Raw genomic sequence first — 19,645 nt, 5'->3', positions numbered from 1 at the left:
AATTCAGGTACGGCAAGTATGGAGAAAATTTAATTCCCGCACGGCTTGCGTGACCATCAACGCGCCGAGATCGGAGCAGAGTCTGATCGTGGCTTGAATGACGAGCCTAAAATGAAAGGAATCGACATGTCCGTTCTTCATAAGACAATGGCGGCGGGCCTGATTGCACTGACATTTGCCGGCGCCTCGCTGGCATCAGCCGATACCGCAAACGCCCAGCCGCGCGATGCCTTCTGGGGCGGTGTAGCCGGTGGCGTCGTCGGCGGCCTCGTGGGCGGAGCGATCGCTTCGGGTCCCGCTTATCCGGCACCCTATGCCTATTATCCGCGCTCCTACGCTTACTATCCTGCATATCCTGAATATTATGGCCCGCGCTTCTGCCATCCGGAATGGCGCTACGACCGTTGGGGTCAACCCTATCGCATCGAAGTCTGCAGGCGCTGAGGGTCTTTCCGGCGACGCTTGACCTCCAGCCGACGCCGGGCCATGCATCGCATGGTCAGAGGGAGATTATGCGATGCCGGAACCACTCAAGAACCTTCTGCATCCGGCGCTCGTGCGTGGGATGGCAGATATCATCGCCGCCAACGCGCCGTCTTTCGAGAGCGGCCGGTTCACGGCGCTCGCAACCGATGGCATCGAATCGCTGGAACTCATGGAGCGCGCAGCACTGATCCGTGACGCGCTCTTTGCGACCCTGCCCGAAAACTTTCCCGAGGCTGCCGCAATCCTTGACGCAAGCCTGCCGTCCCCCGGCAAGGCGGGGCTGACGGGCTGGATGCTGCTGCCCGTCAGCCAGTTCATCGCTGTGCGGGGTCTGCAGCATTTCGATATCGCGCTCGATCTCCTGAAAGCGCTGACGCCGCATTTTACCGCGGAGTTCGGTATCCGCCAGTTCATCCATCAGGATCAGGAACGTGCGCTGGCGACGATCACCCCCTGGGTCGATGATCGGAACCATCATGTCCGGCGGCTGGCAAGCGAAGGCACCCGCCCCCGCCTGCCATGGGCGATGCGCCTGCCGCAACTGATCAAGGATCCCTCTCCCCTATGGCCGATCCTGACGGCGCTGATGGACGATCCCGAGGATTATGTTCGCCGCTCCGTCGCAAACAGCCTGAACGACATCGCCAAGGACCATCCGGACCTCGTCGCGGCCTTCATCGCCGAGCATATCGGGGGTGCCTCGGCCGAACGCCGCTGGCTCCTGAAACACGCCTCCCGAACCCTTTTGAAGAAAGGTCACGCTCAGGCGCTCGCCAATTTCGGCTTCGGTGCAGCCGCATCTCTGGAGTGCGAACTGCTGCTGGCGAAGCCGGCAGTGCTTTTCGGTGGAGGACTGGATTTCGAAATCCGCCTGCGCAATGCCGGCGATATCACGCAATCCCTGATGATCGACTATGCCATCCATCACGTGAAGGCCGACGGTTCGCTCTCCCCGAAAGTCTTCAAATGGAAAACCGTCACGCTCGCAGCAGGTGAAGACCATGTCGTGCAGCGCCGCCATGCAATGCGGCCGATCACGACGCGACGCTACTATCCCGGCGAACATCGCATCGCGATCCTGATCAACGGAACCGAGGCTGCCACAGGAAGTTTCGTCCTTTCCATGCCCGCAGAGGCTATTATCGGCACATCCTCTTGACTTTCGATAGGAAATAGACCAAATGCGGCTCAGCTTTCACCTTCCGGCCGCCGCGTGAGCGTGCCACTGCGATAGACGCTGAAGAAGGATAGAGCGCATTCTGATAATGCCGCGACCCAAGTGCGGCAAGACGCGCTGGAAAGTTTTTCCAACTTACAAGTTCCCATTTCACGCGGGGTTCTTGACGCCAGATTGACACCGGACCGCATTCGGCGATCCGGCGTTTTCGTTTGGCGCGCCCTAAAAGGTTATGACTTGACCAATTTTGAATCGCTTGGCGTATCCAAGCCGATCGTCGCCACCCTGTTCCAGCTCGGCATCGAAACGCCGACGCCCATTCAGGCACAGGCAATCCCCCTTCTCATGCAGGGCCGTGATCTCATCGGCCTCGCCCAGACCGGCACCGGCAAGACCGCGGCCTTCGGCCTGCCGCTGATCGAGCGCCTGCTCACCGAGGAAAAGCGCCCGGACAACCGCACCGTCCGCACGCTGATCCTGGCCCCGACGCGTGAACTGGTAAACCAGATCGCCGACAATCTCAGGAAGTTCGTCCGCAAATCGCCGCTTCGCATCAATCTCGTCGTCGGCGGCGTCTCCATCAACAAGCAGCAGCTGCAGCTCGAAAAAGGCACCGACATCCTCGTCGCCACGCCCGGCCGCCTGCTCGACCTCTGCAACCGCAACGCCATCACGCTGACAGCCGTGCGATATCTCGTACTCGATGAAGCCGACCAGATGCTGGATCTCGGTTTCGTGCACGACCTGCGCAAGATCGCCAAGATGGTGCCGAAGCGCCGCCAGACCATGCTCTTCTCGGCAACCATGCCGAAGGCGATTGCCGATCTCGCCAGCGATTACCTGACCGATCCGGTCACGGTCCAGGTGACACCTCCGGGCAAGGCTGCCGACAAGGTCGAGCAGTATGTGCATTTCGTTCCCGGCAAGAACGACAAGACGGTTCTCTTGAAGAAGACGCTGACCGAGAACCCCGATGGCCGCTCCATCGTCTTCCTGCGTACCAAGCATGGCGCCGAAAAGCTCGCGAAGCATCTGGAACAGGTCGGCTATTCCGTCGCCTCCATCCATGGCAACAAGAGCCAGGGCCAGCGCGAACGCGCCCTGAAGGGTTTCCGTGAAGGCTCCATCCAGACGCTGATCGCCACCGACGTCGCCGCTCGCGGCATCGATATCCCGGCCGTCAGCCACGTCTTCAACTACGACCTGCCGGAAGTGGCGGAAGCCTATGTCCACCGCATCGGCCGCACGGCGCGCGCCGGGCGCGATGGCATTGCCATTGCCTTCTGTGCACCCGACGAAGCCCGCCTGTTGCGCGATATCGAAAAGCTGATGGGCATCGATATCAAGGTTGCAAGCGGCGAAGCGCCTGCCGATATGCGTGCCGCTCCCCGCGCCGCCAATCGTGGCCGCGGCCAGAACCAGCAGCGCGGCCAGGGTGGTCAGCGCGAAGGTGGCCAGCGTGAAGGTGGACGCGGACGCGGTGACGGCGAAGCCCGGCGCAGCGAAACCCGCAATGGCAGCGGTCGTCCCGCCGGCCATGGCGATCGCCGCCCGCGTAACGGGGGCGATGCCACTGAAGTCCGCGCCGGTGAGGACCGTCGCGGCGGCCCGCAGCACGATCGCCGCAACCAGGATTTCCGTGGCCAGCGCCGCAACGAACAGGCTCCGGATCACGGCCCGGACAATGATCTGGTCTCGACCTCGGATTTCCGCCCGGCTCGCAAGCCGCAGCAGCAGCGCCCGGCCCAGACGGCCGACGCTAACGGCCATCACCGCGGCAACAAGCAGCATGTCCACGGCCGCCCGCCGCGCAATCACGGCGACCAGCAGCCCCAGGGCGAACAGCGTGGCGACGGCAATGGCGGCATGCGCCGCACCAAGAACCGCAATGGCGGCGGCCAGCGCCGCGAACGGGCATAAGTTTTAACGACAGGCAGGGCCGGAGCGATCCGGCCCATTCTTTTTGCCGTCAGCCGCGGACAGAGTTTGATCCGCCGCCGGAGCAGTAAATAATCACCTGCTCATCTTTTGTGCGCCGTCATACAATTGATCCGGATCCGCGCGGCGCCACTTCTCGGTAAATGCCCAGTTTTTCACCCACTTTTCGCACTGCAGAAGATTTTATGAATCTTCCATGCGAACTGCGCATGGTTCTTGCATTGCCTTTTGCGTTGTATTCAAATGAACAAAAAAGGGGAGCCACACCTTTGGCATTTGATGAAATGATCACCGGAGACGAAAGTCCCCGAGCGCCATATGAGAAATATTTCGAGTGGTACAATAGCCAAGACCGGACGCACCTGATTGCCAAGTCCCGCGATGCGGAAAACATCTTCCGGAAAACCGGCATCACCTTCGCGGTTTACGGCCACGCCGACAGTGCCGAAAAGCTCATTCCCTTCGACATCATCCCCCGCATCATTTCCGGCCGAGAATGGCGCAAGCTCGCGCAAGGCATCGAGCAGCGGGTGATCGCGCTCAACGCCTTCCTCGACGACATCTATCACAAGCAGGAAATCATCCGCGCCGGCCGCATCCCGCGCGAACTGATCGAGAAGAACGTTACCTTCCTGCCCGAGATGATCGGCTTCCGGCCGCCCGGCGGCGTCTACACGCACATTGTCGGCACTGACATCGTGCGCACTGGCGAGGATGAGTTCTATGTGCTGGAGGACAATGCCCGCACGCCGTCAGGCGTCAGCTACATGCTGGAAAACCGGGAAACCATGATGCAGATGTTCCCCGAGCTCTTCCACGAAAACAAGGTGCAGCGCGTCGAGGACTATCCCTATCTCCTGCGCCAGAGCCTCGCTTCGCTCGCACCTCCCGGCTGCAAGGGCAAGCCGCGTGTCGCCGTCCTGACGCCTGGCATCTATAATTCCGCCTACTACGAGCACTCGTTCCTCGCCGACACGATGGGCGTGGAGCTCGTCGAAGGTTCGGATCTGCGTGTCATCGACGGCAAGGTGAAGATGCGCACGACGCGCGGTTACGAGGCGATCGACGTGCTCTATCGCCGCGTCGATGACGACTTCCTCGATCCCCTCACCTTCCGCCCGGATTCAGCCCTCGGCATTCCCGGCATCATGGATGTCTACCGCTCCGGCAACATCACCATCGCCAATGCGCCCGGCACCGGTATTTCCGACGACAAGGCGATCTATTCCTACATGCCCGAGATCGTCGAATTCTATACCGGCCGCAAGCCGATCCTCGAGAATGTGCCGACCTGGCGCTGTTCGGAAGCCGGCAGCCTGAAATATGTGCTGGAGCACCTGGAAGAACTCGTCGTCAAGGAAGTACACGGCTCGGGCGGTTACGGCATGCTCGTCGGCCCGACCGCGTCCAAGAAGGAGCGCGCCGATTTCGCCGAGAAGCTGAAGGCCAAGCCGAGTAACTACATCGCTCAGCCGACGCTTTCGCTGTCCACCGTTCCGATCCTCGTCAACAAGGGTATCGCACCCCGCCATGTCGACCTGCGCCCTTACGTGCTGGTCTCCGACAAGGTGCAGATCATTCCGGGCGGGCTCACCCGCGTGGCGCTGAAGCAGGGCTCGCTGGTGGTCAATTCCAGCCAGGGCGGCGGCACCAAAGACACCTGGGTATTGGAGGACTGATGCTCGGAAGAACTGCAAACGGGCTCTACTGGATGTTCCGGTATATCGAGCGCGCCGAGAATATCGCACGTCTTGTCGATGCCGGCCTGCGCATGTCGCTGACGCGCAGCGACGCTGGCGACGACAATTGGGACGGCGTGCTGCAAAGTGCTGGTGTCCGCGAACTCTATGACGAGACCCATTCGAAGCTGACCGGTCCCGATGCGATCGATTATATGCTGCGCGACCGCCAGAACACGTCGAGCGTCATGTCCTGCATCGATTTCGGCCGCAACAATGCCCGCATGGTGCGCACCGCACTGACACGCGAGACCTGGGAAGCGACCAATGAATGCTGGATCGATCTCAAGGAACTGCTGTCGAAGAAGCTGAAGGCGGCAGAGCTGCCCGAGGTCATCGATGCCATCAAGCATCGCGCCGGCCAGATCCGCGGCGCCTTCCATGGTTCGATGCTGCGCAACGAGCTCTATAATTTCGCGCGCATCGGCACCTTCATCGAGCGGGCCGACAATACGAGCCGCATCCTCGACGTGAAATATTACGTGCTGCTGCCCTCGATCTCACAGGTCGGGTCTTCGGTCGACAACGTTCAGTGGGAGTCGATCCTGCGTTCGGTCTCCGCCCATCGCTCCTACAGCTGGGCCTATGACGGCGAATACCGCGCCGCCAATATCGCCGATTTCCTGATCCTGAACGGTCAGATGCCACGCTCGCTCGCCTATAGCTACGAGAAGATCGTCAGCAACCTCGGTTACATCGCCAAGGATTACGGCGAGCGGCTGGCCGCGCATGATACGGCGGATGCCATTCGCACCACGCTGCAGACATTGAAGATAAAGGATGTCATGGATCAGGGTCTGCATGAGTTTCTCGAGGATTTCGTCGCGCAAAACAACAAGCTCGGCAACGAAATCTCCGATGGCTACCGGTTCTATGCTTAAGCGGGTCAGATCATGAAACTGAAGATCAGCCACCTCACCGAATACCGCTACGACGAACCGGCACAGTTTTCCCTGCAGCGGCTGCGCCTGACGCCGCCGACCACGGGCGGCCAGACCGTGCTCAACTGGTCGCTGCATGTCGAAGGCGCCAAGCCGGAAGTCGAATATGACGACCAGTTCGGCAATCATGTGAACCTCGTGTCGCTGGAAGGCGAACAGCAGGTGACGCGCATTGTCGCCGAAGGCGAGATCGAGACCGAAGACCGCAACGGCATGAGCGGTGCTCATACCGGCTTCTGCCCGCTCTGGCTCTTCCTGCGCGATACGCCGCTGACAAAAAGCGGCAAGCTGGTAAAGGAACTGATCAAGGGCGTAACCGGTGAGAACGAGCTCGCGCGCATGCATGCGCTGATGGCGGCAATCCACGAGAGCGTCGAATACAAGCCCGGCACCAGCAGCACCGAAACCACTGCCGAACAGGCGCTGGAAAAGAAGACCGGCGTCTGCCAGGACCACGCCCATATCTTCATTGCTGCGGCGCGTGCACTGGATGTTCCGGCGCGCTACGTCTCCGGTTATCTGATGATGGAAGAAAAGGTCGATCAGGCCGCCACCCATGCCTGGGGCGAAGCCCATATTCCAGGCCTCGGCTGGGTCGGCTTCGACCCTGCCAACAAGATCTGCCCGGATGACCGTTACGTCCGCATGGCCTCCGGCCTCTGCTACCGCGATGCGGCTCCCGTTTCGGGTATGCGTATCGGTACACCAGGTGAAAAACTGTCGGTCACCGTAAAGGTCGAGGACAACGGCCAGATGCAGAGCCAAAACCAGAGCTGACAAAAACAGGCCGGTTTGCTGCGGCCTCTTTGAGAGTTGAAATAGGCAATAATTGCCGTCGCAACCAGTTCCCTGCTTCGAGCGAGCCTGATGTTAAAACGGTGGGCGGATGCTGTAGGCTGATAAGCGCTTCCCTTGGCGCCGCCGAGAGCACGGAGTTTCTTGCGTCGTCGATACCACGGTTAACGAAACGCTAAATACCCGTATGCAATTTTAAATATATATTAATACAGATTCAATCACATTGGGTACTCCGCCAGCGCTCCCCTTGGTTCCTGGATCATTCAAGTGCAGGTTTCAATTCGGCGGTTTGCAGGACCGTTGAAGTTCCAATTCGTTGGCATGCATGGGTTTTAATCGGAATGATCGCTTTTGTGGTCCGGCTTAAAAGCCGCGCACATTTCATCCTACAGGGCAAAACCGGCCCGAGCACCGGAGCCTTCGCTGGTGCTGCCGATCGTCGCAATCGTACAAGGCAGAGGCTGACCATCCTGATCGCCGGGTTTGCAGTGATGTACCTGACTGTCGGCACGCGCCTCGTCCAATACGGCATCGCAGAACCTGTCGTGACAGGCTCGATCGATTTCAATGCGAACGCCGTGGCCTCCCGCCCGGATGTCCTGGACCGGAATGGCGAACTGCTGGCGACAGATATCAACACCGTGTCGCTGTATGCTGAGCCCCGGCGTATCGTCGATGCCGATGAGGTCGTGGAAAAGCTGGCCACGGTCCTTCCCAATCTCGATTGGAGTGACACTCATAAAAAGCTCCGGTCAGGCTCTGGATTCCAGTGGTTACGGCGCCAACTCACGCCTCGACAGCAGTCTGATATTCTTGCCCTCGGTATACCCGGCATAGGGTTTCGTTTAGAGAAGCGCCGCTTCTATCCAGGCGGCGTCACCGCTTCCCATATTGTCGGTCATGTAAACATTGACAATCTCGGCCTGGCCGGCATGGAACGGTATATCGATCAGCAAGGATACGCCGATCTGCGAGCTGCGGGATTGACGAATGGCACCCGGCTTGAACCGGTCCGTTTGTCGGTTGACGTTCGTGTTCAGCATATCGCTCGTGAAGTCGCCGCACGCGCAATGAAAGACTATCAAGCCGAGGCGGCCGGTGCCGTGATCCTCGATGTTGAGACCGGCGAGGTTATCGCCATGGCGTCGGTCCCCGACTATGATCCGAACCAGCCTTCCCGCACGCTTCCCGACGGCACTGTGGACAAGGAATATGAAAAGGGCTGGTTCAACCGGATCAGCAATGCGACCTTTGAAATGGGCTCCACCTTCAAGAGCTTCACACTTGCGATGGGTCTGGATGCCGAAAAGATTACTTTGAACTCGGTTGTCGATGCTTCCCGCCCCATCCGAATGGGCGGTTTTACGATCAAGGATTTCAAAGGCAAGAACCGGCCTCTCTCCATCCCTGAAGTATTCCAGTATTCGTCGAATATCGGCACCGCGGCAGTTGCCGACAGGGTCGGGATCGAAGGTCACCGGGAATTCCTGACAAGGCTTGGACTTCTTTCGAAGATGGAAACGGAAATGCCGGGGGTCGCCGCGCCCACACAACCCCGGACATGGAAGAAGATCAATTCCGTCACTATCTCGTTCGGACATGGGGTCGCCACTACCCCGCTGCAAACCGCTGTCGCGGCCGCAGCCCTCATCAATGGTGGAAACCTGACCAACCCAACCTTTCTTCCGCGCTCCAAAGACGAGGCAGCGAGCATTTCACGCACCGTCATCAAGGAAAAAACGAGCGCCGATATGCGATTTCTCTACACTTGGAACGGGCTGAAAGGCTCCGGCCGCGCCGCACAGGTAGAGGGCTTCAACGTCGGCGGAAAAACCGGGACGGCCGATAAGGTGATTAATGGCCGATATGCCAGTGACATCAACTTCAACGCTTTCGTGGCGGGCTTCCCGATGGACAAGCCGAAATACATCGTCCTGACGATAATCGATGCTCCCAAAACCGGTATCCATGGCGGACGAACAGCGGCTTCCACCGCAGCCCCGATGGCGAAGGAAATCATTGCTCGAACAGCCGCCCTGCTTGACGTCAAGCCACGATTTGGCGCTGAAGGGAATCCGCAATTCCTTGTCAACTACTAATAGGGCAATCGGGCACTTGGAATGACAGGTCCTGTTAGTGCGGGGCAGCTACGTTGAGAGCTCTGTATCAGGGCAATCTCTTGGCCGATTATTTCCAGATATACCTGCGCGACGAGGCCTATCCCGATCTACCCGACGACTACACCGATGAAACGATCGCCCGCCGTCTCGTGGCCGGGCCGCATGCGGTCATTTTCCACATAGTGCGCACTATGCCCGTGCCGTGGCGATCGATCATTTTATTCAACTCTGCATTGGTAAATCGAACACTTGGGATTCCAGAAATGAACGTTCGCCCCTACAATGCATCATGGCACGTCTTTCTGGAACAGACCGTGCGCGCCCGCCGCTTCTGCCGGAAGCGGTTGACGAATGCATGGGACCCGACAAGCCGCGGATCCGCTCAGGTGGCACACGTATGGATATTGCAGCCTCATGAAGTTGGAAAAGTTCTTCATACCCTCCGACGAGACAGATGCACGATTGGAAATCGTCGCAGCCAAGCCTCAACGCGAAGGGCCATATCCGACAATTATTTTCAATCATGGCTCTACCGGACGGGGGCATAATCAATCCCTGTACACAAGGACCATGTGTCCGCCTGTTGTTGGAAACTACTTCGTCGAACGAGGCTGGATGGTTCTCTTTCCGCAACGCCGGGGCAGAGGAAAATCAGGTGGAAACTATGGAGAGGGACTTGCTCCGGACGGCTCCGGCTATTCCTGCAATGTCGAAATTACGATTGCGGGTTTCGAGCGGGCCGTCGCGGATGTGGATGCTGTCGTGCGCCATCTTCGCGGTCGCTCCGATGTGGATCAGAGCCGGCTTGCCATCGGGGGAGTTTCACGCGGCGGCATCTTGTCCGTAGCCTATGCGGGTATGCGCCCGGCCACGTTCCAGGCTGCCATCAATTTCAACGGTGGTTGGCTCGGGAGAGGATGCGCCACTCATGAAATTGTAAATCCGGCTATTTTTGAACGTGGAGCATCAGCGGGAATTTCAACGCTTTGGTTGCACGGAAGTCATGACCAATATTATCGAATAGGGCACTGCAGAGGAAATTTCGAACGATTCCTCCTGGCGGGCGGAGAAGGAAAATTCATTGCTGCTCCTGCAGGCCATGCGTTGCTGTTTAAGCCGGCGTTGTGGAAGAGCCATCTCGATCACTACATGGACGGCCTTGTCCTGTCGCGTAATCCCGACAGACCGTCAGAAAACCCGAGCGGGGGATCCGAAGGTTAGGCTGCGCGCGGGTTTTCGGATGGTCTGTTCGAGTTTCGAACAATGGGGATTTCGGGGTAACCGATTTGCCGAAGCTATCGGACAAAGGAGAGGCTATGTCGTTTAGCGAGCAGCAATTCATCTGGTCTGTCCGCCGTAACCCGATAAATGCCGAATTGCTAACCCGGTTGGGGCCCCTCCAGATTCCTCAAGGTATTCTGACCGCTGGCTGCCTCGTGCAGACAATTTGGAATCTGAAGTCCGGCTATGACCCTCGGTACGGGATAAAGGATTACGACGTCTTCTACTTTGATGACTCCGACCTATCCTGGGACGCCGAAGACGTCGTCATTCGCCGGGTGCAGCAGGCGGTCGCCGATCTGCCCGTAACGGTGGAGATCAAGAACCAGGCTCGGGTCCATCTCTGGTACAAGAACAAGTTCGGAGCGGAATATCCAACGTTGCAAAAGGCCGAGGATGGCATCGACCGCTACCTCACGCTTTGCACAAGGGTCGGTATTCGCCTTTACGACGGCAGCCTTTATGCGCCTGACGGCTTGGAGGACATGTGGAATGGCATCCTGCGCCTGAACCCTCTCAATCCTCAGCGTGGCCTATTTCTGGATAAATGCACCCAGTATTTGCAGCGATGGCCCTGGCTAACGACTATCGATGATCAAATCGGAGATAGCCATGTGCTGCCGTAATGACCGTCCGCATTGCGCCATTCCGACCTTTTCACGGAATTCCAGCCTTCAGGATAAACCCGCCAGCACTGGACTTTCCGTAAATTTCTGTCGCAAAAGCCACCCGTAGAAGTCGGCGTTTCGCGACAGAAAGTATTCCACATTTCAGCTGCAGGCGGGGGGCTCCCCCCGCTTTCCCGTCGATTTGCGGTCGGATACGCCCTGTTAGTGGCTGTCCTTGCCGACTGCACTCCCGCGACATCCCTTGAGGAAGTCGAGGTCGGCGCCGGTATCGGCTCCTTCGACATGCTGCTGGTGCAGGAACGCATAGCCCGACGTCGGCAGATCGTGGTTCGGCTGCCATTCGGCGAGACGACGCGCCAGTTCCTCTTCGGAAATGTCGAGATGCAGACGGCGGTTCGGCACGTCAAGCTCGATCATGTCGCCGTTCTTGACAACCGCGAGCGGGCCACCGACAGCGGCTTCCGGCGAGGTGTGCAGCACCACGGTGCCGTAAGCCGTGCCGGACATGCGGGCGTCGGAAATACGCACCATGTCGGTGATGCCCTTCTTGAGCACCTTCGGCGGCAGGCCCATGTTGCCGACTTCGGCCATGCCCGGATAGCCCTTCGGACCACAGTTCTTCATGACCATGACGCAGTTCTCGTCGATATCGAGATTGTCGTCGTTGATCTTGGCCTTGTAATCGTCGATGTCCTCGAACACGACCGCCCGGCCCTTGTGCACCATCAGGTGCGGCGAGGCGGCAGACGGCTTCAGGACCGCACCCTTCGGCGCGAGATTGCCGCGCAGGACGACGATGCCGCCCGATTGCGTCAGCGCCTTGTCAGCCGGAAGGATGACGTCCTCGTTCCAGTTGACGACATCCTTTACTTCGTCCCAGACGGTGTCGCCCGATACCGTCAGCGCATCCTTGTGCAGCAGGCCGGCTTCGCCGAGGCGCTTCAGCACGACCGGCAGGCCGCCGGCATAGAAGAACTCTTCCATCAGGTACTTGCCCGACGGCATCAGGTTGACGATGGTCGGCACGTCGCGGCCGCAACGATCCCAGTCGTCGAGCGTCAGATCGACGCCGACGCGGCCGGCCATGGCGAGCAGATGGATGACGGCATTGGTCGAACCGCCAATCGCCGCATTGGTGCGGATGGCGTTTTCGAAGGCCTGCTTCGTCATGATTTCGGAAGGCTTCAGGTCGTCCTTGACCATCTGCACGATACGGCGGCCGGTGAGCTGCGCCATGACCTTGCGGCGGGAATCGACGCCCGGGATCGCAGCGTTGCCGGAAAGTGCCATGCCGAGCGCTTCAGCCATGGATGCCATGGTGGAAGCCGTGCCCATCGTGTTGCAGGTGCCCGAAGAACGGCTCATCGAAGCTTCGGCTTCCAGGAATTCGGCCTGCGTCATCTCGCCGGCCTTCACCATTTCGGAGAACTTCCACAGATGCGTGCCGGAGCCGACGCGCTCACCGCGGAAGTAACCGTTCAGCATCGGGCCGCCGGTGACGACGATCGACGGAAGGTCGACGGAGGCTGCGCCCATGATCAGCGACGGCGTGGTCTTGTCGCAGCCGACGAGAAGCACGCAACCGTCCATCGGCTGGCCGCGGATCGCTTCTTCGACTGCGAGAGCGGCAAGGTTGCGGTACATCATCGCGGTCGGGCGGAAGGTATTTTCGGAGGCCGAGAAAACAGGCACTTCGAGCGGGAAACCGCCGGCTTCCCAGACACCCGCCTTCACCTTTTCGGCGAGCTCGCGCAGGTGACCGTTGCACGGCGTCATGTCCGACCAGGTGTTCAGGATGCCGATGACAGGGCGGCCGTCGAACAGGTCGTGCGGATATCCCTGGTTCTTAAGCCAGCCGCGGTGGTAGATCACGTCGCGGCTCGTGCCGCCGTACCATTCCTGCGACCTCAGCCTGCGCGGCCATTCTGCTTTCTTCTTCATAGTCTCCGTCCTTCAGGATACCCCCTGATCGCCTCGTACGATCAGGGTTATCGCGCTTCGTCTCAAGCCAGTGTGTAGGCCGTCTTGACGGTTGTATAGAATTCGGCGGCGTACTTGCCCTGCTCGCGCGGGCCGTAGGACGAGCCCTTGCGGCCGCCGAAAGGAACGTGGAAATCGACGCCGGCGGTCGGCAGGTTGACCATCACCATGCCGGCCTCGGCATTGCGCTTGAAATGCGTCGCATGCTTCAGGCTGGTCGTGGCAATGCCTGATGACAGGCCGAACGGGGTGTCGTTGGCGGTTGCCAGCGCCTCCTCGTAGTCCTTCACCCGGATCAGCGAGACGACAGGTCCAAAAATCTCTTCGCGCGAGATGCGCATCTGGTTGGTCGCTTCGGTAAACAGCGTCGGCTGCAGATAAAAGCCCGGCGTTTCGCGCGAAACGAGTTCGCCGCCGAAGGCGAGCCTGGCGCCTTCCTTTTTGCCGATCTCGATATAGTCGGTATCGGTCTTCAGCTGCCGGTCATCGACGACGGGGCCGATATGGGTGCCCGGCTTCATGGCGTGATCGACGACGATGGTCTTCAGCTTTTCGGTGAGCGCAGCAACGAACTTGTCGTGGATGCCCTCGGTGACGATCAGCCGCGACGAGGCCGTGCAGCGCTGGCCGGTGGAGAAGAAGCCGGAATTGGCGGCTGCTTCGACGGCGACGCTCAGGTCGGCATCGTCGAGCACGACCATCGGGTTCTTGCCGCCCATTTCAAGCTGGAACTTGCGGTTATGTTCGAGCGAAGCGGTAGCGACGCGCTTGCCGGTGCCGACCGAACCGGTGAAGGTGATGCCGGAAATATCGGGACTGTCGAGCATCGTCTGGCCGACCACGGAGCCCTTGCCCATGACGAGGTTCAAGACACCCTTCGGCAGCCCTGCCCTGTGCAGAATATCGACGATCGCCCAGCCACAGCCAGGCACCAGATCGGCCGGCTTGAAGACGATGGTGTTGCCGTAGCAGAGCGCCGGCGCGATCTTCCAGGCCGGAATGGCGATCGGGAAATTCCAGGGCGTGATGATGCCGACGACGCCGAGCGGCTCGCGGGTGATCTCGACGCCGATGTTCGGACGCACCGAGGGAATGACTTCGCCGGCAAGACGCAGCGCTTCGCCGGCGAAGAATTCGAAGATCTGCGATGCACGGATCGTTTCACCGATGGCTTCCGGCAGTGTCTTGCCTTCTTCGCGTGCCAGCAGAGCGCCGAGCTCGTCCTTGCGCGCCATGATCTCGTCGCCGGCCTTCTTCAGGATGACATGACGTTCCCAGATGCCGGAACGCGACCAGGCCGGAAAGGCAGCCTTGGCGGCCGCGATCGCCGCCTTGGTATCGTCGGCACTCGCCTGAGCGTAGAGGCCGACAACCTCGTTCGTATCGGACGGGTTGATGTTCTCGACGCCATTTGCGCCGGTCCATTCGCCGGCAATGAGATTCTGATGGACGGTCATGGCCTTGGAGCCTCCTTTGGACAAGTGACCGGCCACTTCATGGCGGCCGGCCTTGGAAATCAGAGCTGCTTGACGGCGATTTCTTCCTCGGCAGCAACCTTCAGCGGATTGCGCAGCGGCAGGCCGAACTCGGCCACCTCGATTTCGAAGACATCGCCCTCTTCCGCCTTGATGCCATCGGCAAAGGAAAGCGTCGCCGTACCGAACATATGGACGTGGATGTCGCCCGGCACGCGGAAGAGGCCATACTTGAAATGGTGGTATTCGAGGTTGGCGAAAGTGTGAGACATGTTCGCTTCGCCGGAGAGAAACGGCTTTTCGAAGATCACATGGTTTCCGCGCTTGATGCGCGACGTGCCGCGGATATCCTCAGGCGCAACACCGATCCGGATTTCCGGACCGAAGCTTGCCGGACGCAGCTTGGAATGGGCGAGGAAGAGATAGTTGATCCGCTCGGTGACGTGATCGGAAAACTCGTTCGACAGCGCAAAGCCGATGCGGAACGGCGTGCCGTCCTTGGCAATGACGTAGATGCCGGCCATCTCAGGCTCTTCGCCGCCATCGAGCGCGAAGGACGGAGAAACGAGCGGCGCGCCCGGAGCAGCAGCGCCATAGCCATTACCCTTGTAGAACCACTCGGGCTGCACGCCCTTCTGGCCGGCAGCCGGCTTGCCGCCTTCAAGACCCATCCTGAACATCTTCATGGAGTCGGTCAGCGTTTCCTCTGCCGCCTCGGACGTCTTCTTGTGCATGGAATCGCGCGTTGCCGCGGAGCCAAGGTGGGTCAGGCCCGTGCCGGTCAGATGCAGGTGCGCGGCATCGGGATGGGTGATCGGCGGCAGGAAGCGTCCCTCCGCATAGGCCTTTTCAAGATCGACGGCATCGCCGTATCCGTGAGCCTCGATGACGGAGACGAGCGACTTGCCGCTGTCTGCGGCTTCCAGCGCCAGAGCGTAGACGCTCGTTGCACCCTTGACGGTCTTGGCGACGGCACCCGGTTCACGCACGGCGACGATGATCTCTCCGCTTGCGCCCTTGATCTGCGAAATAAGCACGTTCCTGATCCTTTCGTTTGGCGATGACAAAGCTCCGCCGCTCCGGCTCCATCCGGAGCCGGAATTCAATTTTCATATGACTTCGAATGCTCGGGCTGAGTTAGGCCTCAGCCCTTGTTCTTGTTGTAGACGTCGAAGAAGACGGCAGCGAGAAGCACCGCACCCTTGACCATCTGCTGGGAGTCGGTGCCGAGCCCGTGGATCGACATGCCGTTGTTCATGATACCCATGATCAGAGCGCCGATGACAGCGCCCGTGACCTTGCCAACGCCGCCCTGTGCCGATGCGCCGCCGATGAAGCAGGCCGCGATCACGTCGAGCTCGAGACCGAAGCCGCCCTTGGCCGTTGCCGAGTTGAGGCGCAGCGCAACGATCAGACCAGCCAGACCGGCAAGCAGACCCATATTTGCGAAGGTGAGGAAGGTCAGGCGCTCGGTGTTGATGCCGGAGAGCTTCGTTGCCTTCTCGTTACCGCCCATCGCGTAGATACGGCGGCCGATCGTCGTGCGACGGGTGATGAAAGCGTAAGCCGTGATCAGCACCAGCATGATGACGAGCACGTTCGGGAAGCCCTTGTAGATCGACAGCTGATAGCCGAGCGCCAGGATGGCGAGAGCGACGATGCCGTTCTGTGCGATGAAGAAGCCCAGAGGCTCGACGTCATTGCCATGCTTTTCGTTCGACTTGCGCGCGCGCCACGCCAGATAGACGAGGGTCACGGCGCCGATGACGGTCAGGATGAGCGAGGTCGAGTTGATGCCGCCCATATCGAAAAGGTTGGGCAGGAAGCCGATGCTGATCAGCTGGAAAGCCGGTGGGAACGGACCGATGCTGGTGCCCGTTCCGGCTCCCGTCATCACGGTCAGCGTCAGGCCGCGGAAGACCAGCATGCCGGCGAGCGTGACGATGAAGGACGGTATCTTGTGATAGGCGACGAAATAACCCTGGAGGCCGCCGACCAGCGCACCCACGGCCAGACAAATAACGGTCGCGAGCACATAGTTCATATGCCACTGCACCGTCATGACGGCGGCGATGGCGCCGATGAAACCGACGACGGAGCCGACCGAGAGATCGATATGGCCGGCAACGATCACCAGCAGCATGCCCAGCGCCATGACGACGATGAACGAGTTCTGCAGGATGATGTTCGTCAGGTTGAGCGGCCTGAAGAGAACGCCGCCGGTCGAGATCTGGAAGAACACCATGATCGCGATGAGCGCGATGAACATGCCGTATTCACGGATGTTACCGCGAACAAATTCGCCGATGGAGACGACGCGCCCCTGCTCGGTGATGGGTTGATTGATCGGGGTCATTGTTTCTTCTCTCCTGAGCGCATGATGGCGCGCATGATGGTTTCCTGGCTCGCTTCTCCCTTCGGCAGTTCCGCAACGATCCGTCCTTCATTCATGACGTAGATGCGGTCGCACGTACCAAGAAGCTCAGGCATTTCCGACGAAATCATCAGAACGCCTTTACCGTCAGCCGCGAGCTGGTTGATGATAGTATAAATTTCATATTTGGCGCCAACATCAATGCCGCGCGTCGGTTCGTCCAGGATCAACACTTCGGGATCCGAGAACAACCATTTCGACAGAACGACCTTCTGCTGGTTGCCGCCCGACAGGTTGACCGCTTCCTGGAAGATGCTGGAGGAACGGATGCGCAGCTTCGACCGATAGTCGGAGGCGACCCGCGATTCCCTGACACTGTCGATGACGGTGGCTTTCGACACCGCTTCCAGATTGGCAAGCGTCGTGTTGTGAACGATCGTCTCGCCCAGCACGAGGCCGAGATGCTTGCGGTCCTCGGTCACGTAGGCGAGACCGGCGTCGATTGCCTTGCGCACCGTCGTCGTGTCGACCTTCTTGCCGTCGACGAAGACGTCGCCGGTGATCTTGTGGCCGTAGGACTTGCCGAAGACGCTCATGGCGAATTCGGTGCGGCCGGCGCCCATCAGTCCGGCGATGCCGACGACCTCGCCCTTGCGGACATGGACGTTGATGTCGTGCAGGACCTGGCGGTCGCGATGCTGCTGGTGGAAGGCGTTCCAGTTCTTGACTTCGAAGATCGTCTCGCCGATCGGCACGGAGCGCGGCGGATAACGGTCGGCGAGGTCACGGCCCACCATGTTCTTGATGATGATGTCTTCGCTGATCTCGTCCTTGTGACAGTCGAGCGTCTTGACGGTCATGCCGTCGCGCAGGACCGTGATCTGGTCGGCGACCTTGCGGATCTCGTTCAGCTTGTGGGAAATGATGATCGAGGTGATGCCCTGCTTGCGGAATTCCATCAGCAGGGTGAGCAGCGCATCGGAATCGCTTTCGTTCAGCGATGCGGTAGGCTCGTCGAGAATGAGCAGCTTGACGCTCTTCGACAGTGCCTTGGCAATCTCGACCAGCTGCTGTTTGCCGACGCCGATGTCGGTGACAAGCGTGTTCGGAGATTCCGCCAGGCCCACCTTGGCGAGCAATTGCTTCGTGCGATTGAACGTCTCGCCCCAACTGATGACGCCGTTCGTGGCGTTTTCATTACCGAGGAAGATGTTTTCGCCGATTGAAAGCTGGGGCACCAGCGCCAGCTCCTGGTGGATGATGACGATACCGATTTCTTCGGAATCCTTCAGAACCTTGAAGTTGCGCACATCGCCTTCATAGACGATGTCGCCATCATAGCTTCCTGCCGGATAGACGCCGGAGAGTACCTTCATCAGGGTCGACTTGCCGGCCCCGTTTTCGCCCACCAATGCGTGGATCTCACCCTGGCGAACCCTGAGGTTCACATTCTCGAGCGCCTTGACGCCCGGGAACGTCTTGGTGATGTTCCGCATTTCGAGGATTGTATTTTCCATGACTAAAAACCCAACGCCGCGATCAGAAATGACCCGGCGATCATAGAATCGAAGACCGGAACCCGCAATCGCGCGGGTTCCGGCCATTCATATTACTTCAGCTGGTCTTCTTTGTAGTAACCGCCGTCAACGAGAACCGTCTTGTAGTTCTCCTTGGTCACGGCGACCGGCTTCAGCAGGTAGGACGGAACAACCTTGACACCGTTGTCGTAGGTCTTCGTGTCGTTGACTTCAGGCTCCTTGCCGGACATGACGGCATCTACCATCTGAACGGTAACCTTCGCCAGATCGCGGGTATCCTTGAAGATCGAGGAATACTGCTCGCCAGCGATGATCGACTTGATCGACGGGATTTCCGAGTCCTGGCCGGTAACGACAGGCAGCGGCTGCCCAGCCGAACCGTAGCCGACGCCCTTCAGCGACGAGAGGATACCGATCGACAGACCGTCGTAAGGAGACAGGACAGCGTCAACCTTGGCGTCGGTGTAGTTAGCCGAGAGCAGGTTGTCCATGCGGGCCTGGGCCGTTGCCGGATCCCAACGCAGCGTGCCGACCTTGTCCATGCCGGTCTGGCCGGACTTCACGACGAGCTTGCCGGAGTCGATGTAGGGCTGCAGGACGGACATTGCGCCATCGTAGAAGAAGAAGGCGTTGTTGTCGTCAGGCGAACCGCCGAAGAGTTCGATGTTGAACGGGCCCTTGCCGTCCTTGAGGCCGAGCTTGTCGACGATCGTGCCAGCCTGGAGAACGCCAACCTGGAAGTTGTCGAACGTGGCATAGTAGTCGACATTGGCCGAGTCGCGGATCAGACGGTCATAAGCGATGACCTTGATGCCGGCGTCATGAGCCTTCTGGAGAACGTCCGACAGGGTCGTGCCGTCGATCGAAGCGACGACGAGAACCTTGGCGCCCTTCGTGACCATGTTTTCGATCTGCGAAAGCTGGTTCGGAATATCGTCGTCAGCATACTGCAGGTCGGTCTGGTAGCCGGCAGTCTGGAGCTGCTTGACGATGTTGTTGCCGTCGTCGATCCAGCGAGCCGAAGCCTTCGTCGGCATTGCGATGCCAACCAGACCCTTGTCCTGTGCCATTGCCGGCATAACGAACGATGCGACGCCGAAGGCGGCCGCAGCCATCAATGAGATAATGGATTTCATTTCTCTCTCCCTTGTTAAAGATTTACGGACGAA

The 19,645-nt window shown here is 59.5% G+C and carries 15 protein-coding genes; 9 read left to right on the top strand and 6 right to left on the bottom strand.

All coding sequences use genetic code 11. The features are described 5' to 3' along the window. Window positions 1-126 precede the first annotated feature (126 nt). The 9 genes from AC1DUP_RS01210 to AC1DUP_RS01170 all read left to right on the top strand — a co-directional run bounded on the left by AC1DUP_RS01210 (window position 127) and on the right by AC1DUP_RS01170 (window position 11,106). Window positions 127-444 carry a hypothetical protein gene (locus AC1DUP_RS01210; protein ID WP_477831877.1) on the top strand — a complete coding sequence of 106 codons (318 nt, stop codon included), beginning with the start codon at window positions 127-129 and terminating at the stop codon, window positions 442-444. Window positions 445-517: 73 nt separating this feature from the next. Then, entirely contained in the window at window positions 518-1,645 is a 1,128-nt protein-coding gene (locus AC1DUP_RS01205; RefSeq protein WP_477831876.1) for a DNA alkylation repair protein, read from the top strand. A gap of 207 nt (window positions 1,646-1,852) precedes the next feature. Further along, the gene (locus AC1DUP_RS01200; protein WP_477832130.1) at window positions 1,853-3,583 is read left to right on the top strand and encodes a DEAD/DEAH box helicase; all 1,731 of its coding nucleotides are present in this window, start codon (window positions 1,853-1,855) and stop codon (window positions 3,581-3,583) included. 287 nt (window positions 3,584-3,870) lie between these two features. After that, complete coding sequence (locus AC1DUP_RS01195; RefSeq protein WP_113297453.1) at window positions 3,871-5,280, top strand: circularly permuted type 2 ATP-grasp protein; 1,410 nt, start codon at window positions 3,871-3,873, stop codon at window positions 5,278-5,280. Then, complete coding sequence (locus AC1DUP_RS01190) at window positions 5,280-6,221, top strand: alpha-E domain-containing protein (RefSeq protein ID WP_113297452.1); 942 nt, start codon at window positions 5,280-5,282, stop codon at window positions 6,219-6,221. Before AC1DUP_RS01195 ends, AC1DUP_RS01190 begins: the two co-directional genes overlap by 1 nt. Window positions 6,222-6,233: 12 nt before the next feature. Next, entirely contained in the window at window positions 6,234-7,058 is an 825-nt protein-coding gene (locus AC1DUP_RS01185; RefSeq protein ID WP_477831875.1) for a transglutaminase family protein, read from the top strand. 362 nt (window positions 7,059-7,420) lie between these two features. Continuing rightward, window positions 7,421-9,178 carry a peptidoglycan D,D-transpeptidase FtsI family protein gene (locus AC1DUP_RS01180; protein WP_477831874.1) on the top strand — a complete coding sequence of 586 codons (1,758 nt, stop codon included), beginning with the start codon at window positions 7,421-7,423 and terminating at the stop codon, window positions 9,176-9,178. Between the two features lie 435 nt (window positions 9,179-9,613). Beyond that, window positions 9,614-10,420 (top strand): alpha/beta hydrolase family protein, encoded by an 807-nt coding sequence (locus AC1DUP_RS01175; protein WP_477831873.1) that lies wholly within the window; start codon window positions 9,614-9,616, stop codon window positions 10,418-10,420. A gap of 95 nt (window positions 10,421-10,515) precedes the next feature. Beyond that, entirely contained in the window at window positions 10,516-11,106 is a 591-nt protein-coding gene (locus AC1DUP_RS01170; RefSeq protein WP_477831872.1) for a nucleotidyltransferase family protein, read from the top strand. A 204-nt stretch (window positions 11,107-11,310) separates the two neighbouring features. Here the strand turns inward: AC1DUP_RS01170 and araD are convergent, their stop codons facing one another. The 6 genes from araD to chvE all read right to left on the bottom strand — a co-directional run bounded on the left by araD (window position 11,311) and on the right by chvE (window position 19,612). Continuing rightward, window positions 11,311-13,050: an L-arabinonate dehydratase gene (gene araD / locus AC1DUP_RS01165; RefSeq protein ID WP_113297447.1), complete on the bottom strand. Its 1,740-nt coding sequence runs from the start codon at window positions 13,048-13,050 to the stop codon at window positions 11,311-11,313. Between the two features lie 62 nt (window positions 13,051-13,112). Beyond that, on the bottom strand, window positions 13,113-14,546 hold the full coding sequence (locus tag AC1DUP_RS01160) for an aldehyde dehydrogenase family protein (protein ID WP_113297446.1): 1,434 nt from the start codon (window positions 14,544-14,546) through the stop codon (window positions 13,113-13,115). A 59-nt stretch (window positions 14,547-14,605) separates the two neighbouring features. Further along, a complete protein-coding gene (gene araD1, locus AC1DUP_RS01155) occupies window positions 14,606-15,601 on the bottom strand; it encodes an AraD1 family protein (RefSeq protein WP_477831871.1) in 996 nt (331 codons plus the stop codon). A 107-nt stretch (window positions 15,602-15,708) separates the two neighbouring features. Continuing rightward, entirely contained in the window at window positions 15,709-16,920 is a 1,212-nt protein-coding gene (mmsB, locus tag AC1DUP_RS01150; RefSeq protein WP_113297444.1) for a multiple monosaccharide ABC transporter permease, read from the bottom strand. Then, window positions 16,917-18,455, bottom strand: a complete 1,539-nt coding sequence (gene mmsA / locus AC1DUP_RS01145; protein ID WP_113297637.1) for a multiple monosaccharide ABC transporter ATP-binding protein — start codon at window positions 18,453-18,455, stop codon at window positions 16,917-16,919. The genes mmsB and mmsA overlap by 4 nt, the downstream gene beginning before the upstream one ends. 92 nt (window positions 18,456-18,547) lie before the next feature. Next, on the bottom strand, window positions 18,548-19,612 hold the full coding sequence (gene chvE / locus AC1DUP_RS01140) for a multiple monosaccharide ABC transporter substrate-binding protein (protein WP_113297443.1): 1,065 nt from the start codon (window positions 19,610-19,612) through the stop codon (window positions 18,548-18,550). Between the last annotated feature and the right edge of the window lie 33 nt (window positions 19,613-19,645).

This window comes from Rhizobium sp. 01L419 (assembly GCF_056400025.1).
The sequence above is the reverse complement of the archived record's forward strand: the minus strand, read 5'-3'. Positions and strand labels throughout refer to the sequence as shown.

Excerpts from the sequence above, each read along its gene's own strand:
- mmsA (WP_113297637.1), bottom strand. The coding sequence starts at position 18,455 with ATGGAAAATACAATCCTCGAAATGCGGAACATCACCAAGACGTTCCCG.
- araD (WP_113297447.1), bottom strand. The coding sequence starts at position 13,050 with ATGAAGAAGAAAGCAGAATGGCCGCGCAGGCTGAGGTCGCAGGAATGG.
- AC1DUP_RS01170 (WP_477831872.1), top strand. The coding sequence starts at position 10,516 with ATGTCGTTTAGCGAGCAGCAATTCATCTGGTCTGTCCGCCGTAACCCG.
- AC1DUP_RS01180 (WP_477831874.1), top strand. The coding sequence starts at position 7,421 with ATGATCGCTTTTGTGGTCCGGCTTAAAAGCCGCGCACATTTCATCCTA.
- AC1DUP_RS01210 (WP_477831877.1), top strand. The coding sequence starts at position 127 with ATGTCCGTTCTTCATAAGACAATGGCGGCGGGCCTGATTGCACTGACA.
- mmsB (WP_113297444.1), bottom strand. The coding sequence starts at position 16,920 with ATGACCCCGATCAATCAACCCATCACCGAGCAGGGGCGCGTCGTCTCC.
- AC1DUP_RS01185 (WP_477831875.1), top strand. The coding sequence starts at position 6,234 with ATGAAACTGAAGATCAGCCACCTCACCGAATACCGCTACGACGAACCG.
- AC1DUP_RS01205 (WP_477831876.1), top strand. The coding sequence starts at position 518 with ATGCCGGAACCACTCAAGAACCTTCTGCATCCGGCGCTCGTGCGTGGG.
- chvE (WP_113297443.1), bottom strand. The coding sequence starts at position 19,612 with ATGAAATCCATTATCTCATTGATGGCTGCGGCCGCCTTCGGCGTCGCA.
- AC1DUP_RS01175 (WP_477831873.1), top strand. The coding sequence starts at position 9,614 with ATGAAGTTGGAAAAGTTCTTCATACCCTCCGACGAGACAGATGCACGA.
- AC1DUP_RS01160 (WP_113297446.1), bottom strand. The coding sequence starts at position 14,546 with ATGACCGTCCATCAGAATCTCATTGCCGGCGAATGGACCGGCGCAAAT.
- AC1DUP_RS01190 (WP_113297452.1), top strand. The coding sequence starts at position 5,280 with ATGCTCGGAAGAACTGCAAACGGGCTCTACTGGATGTTCCGGTATATC.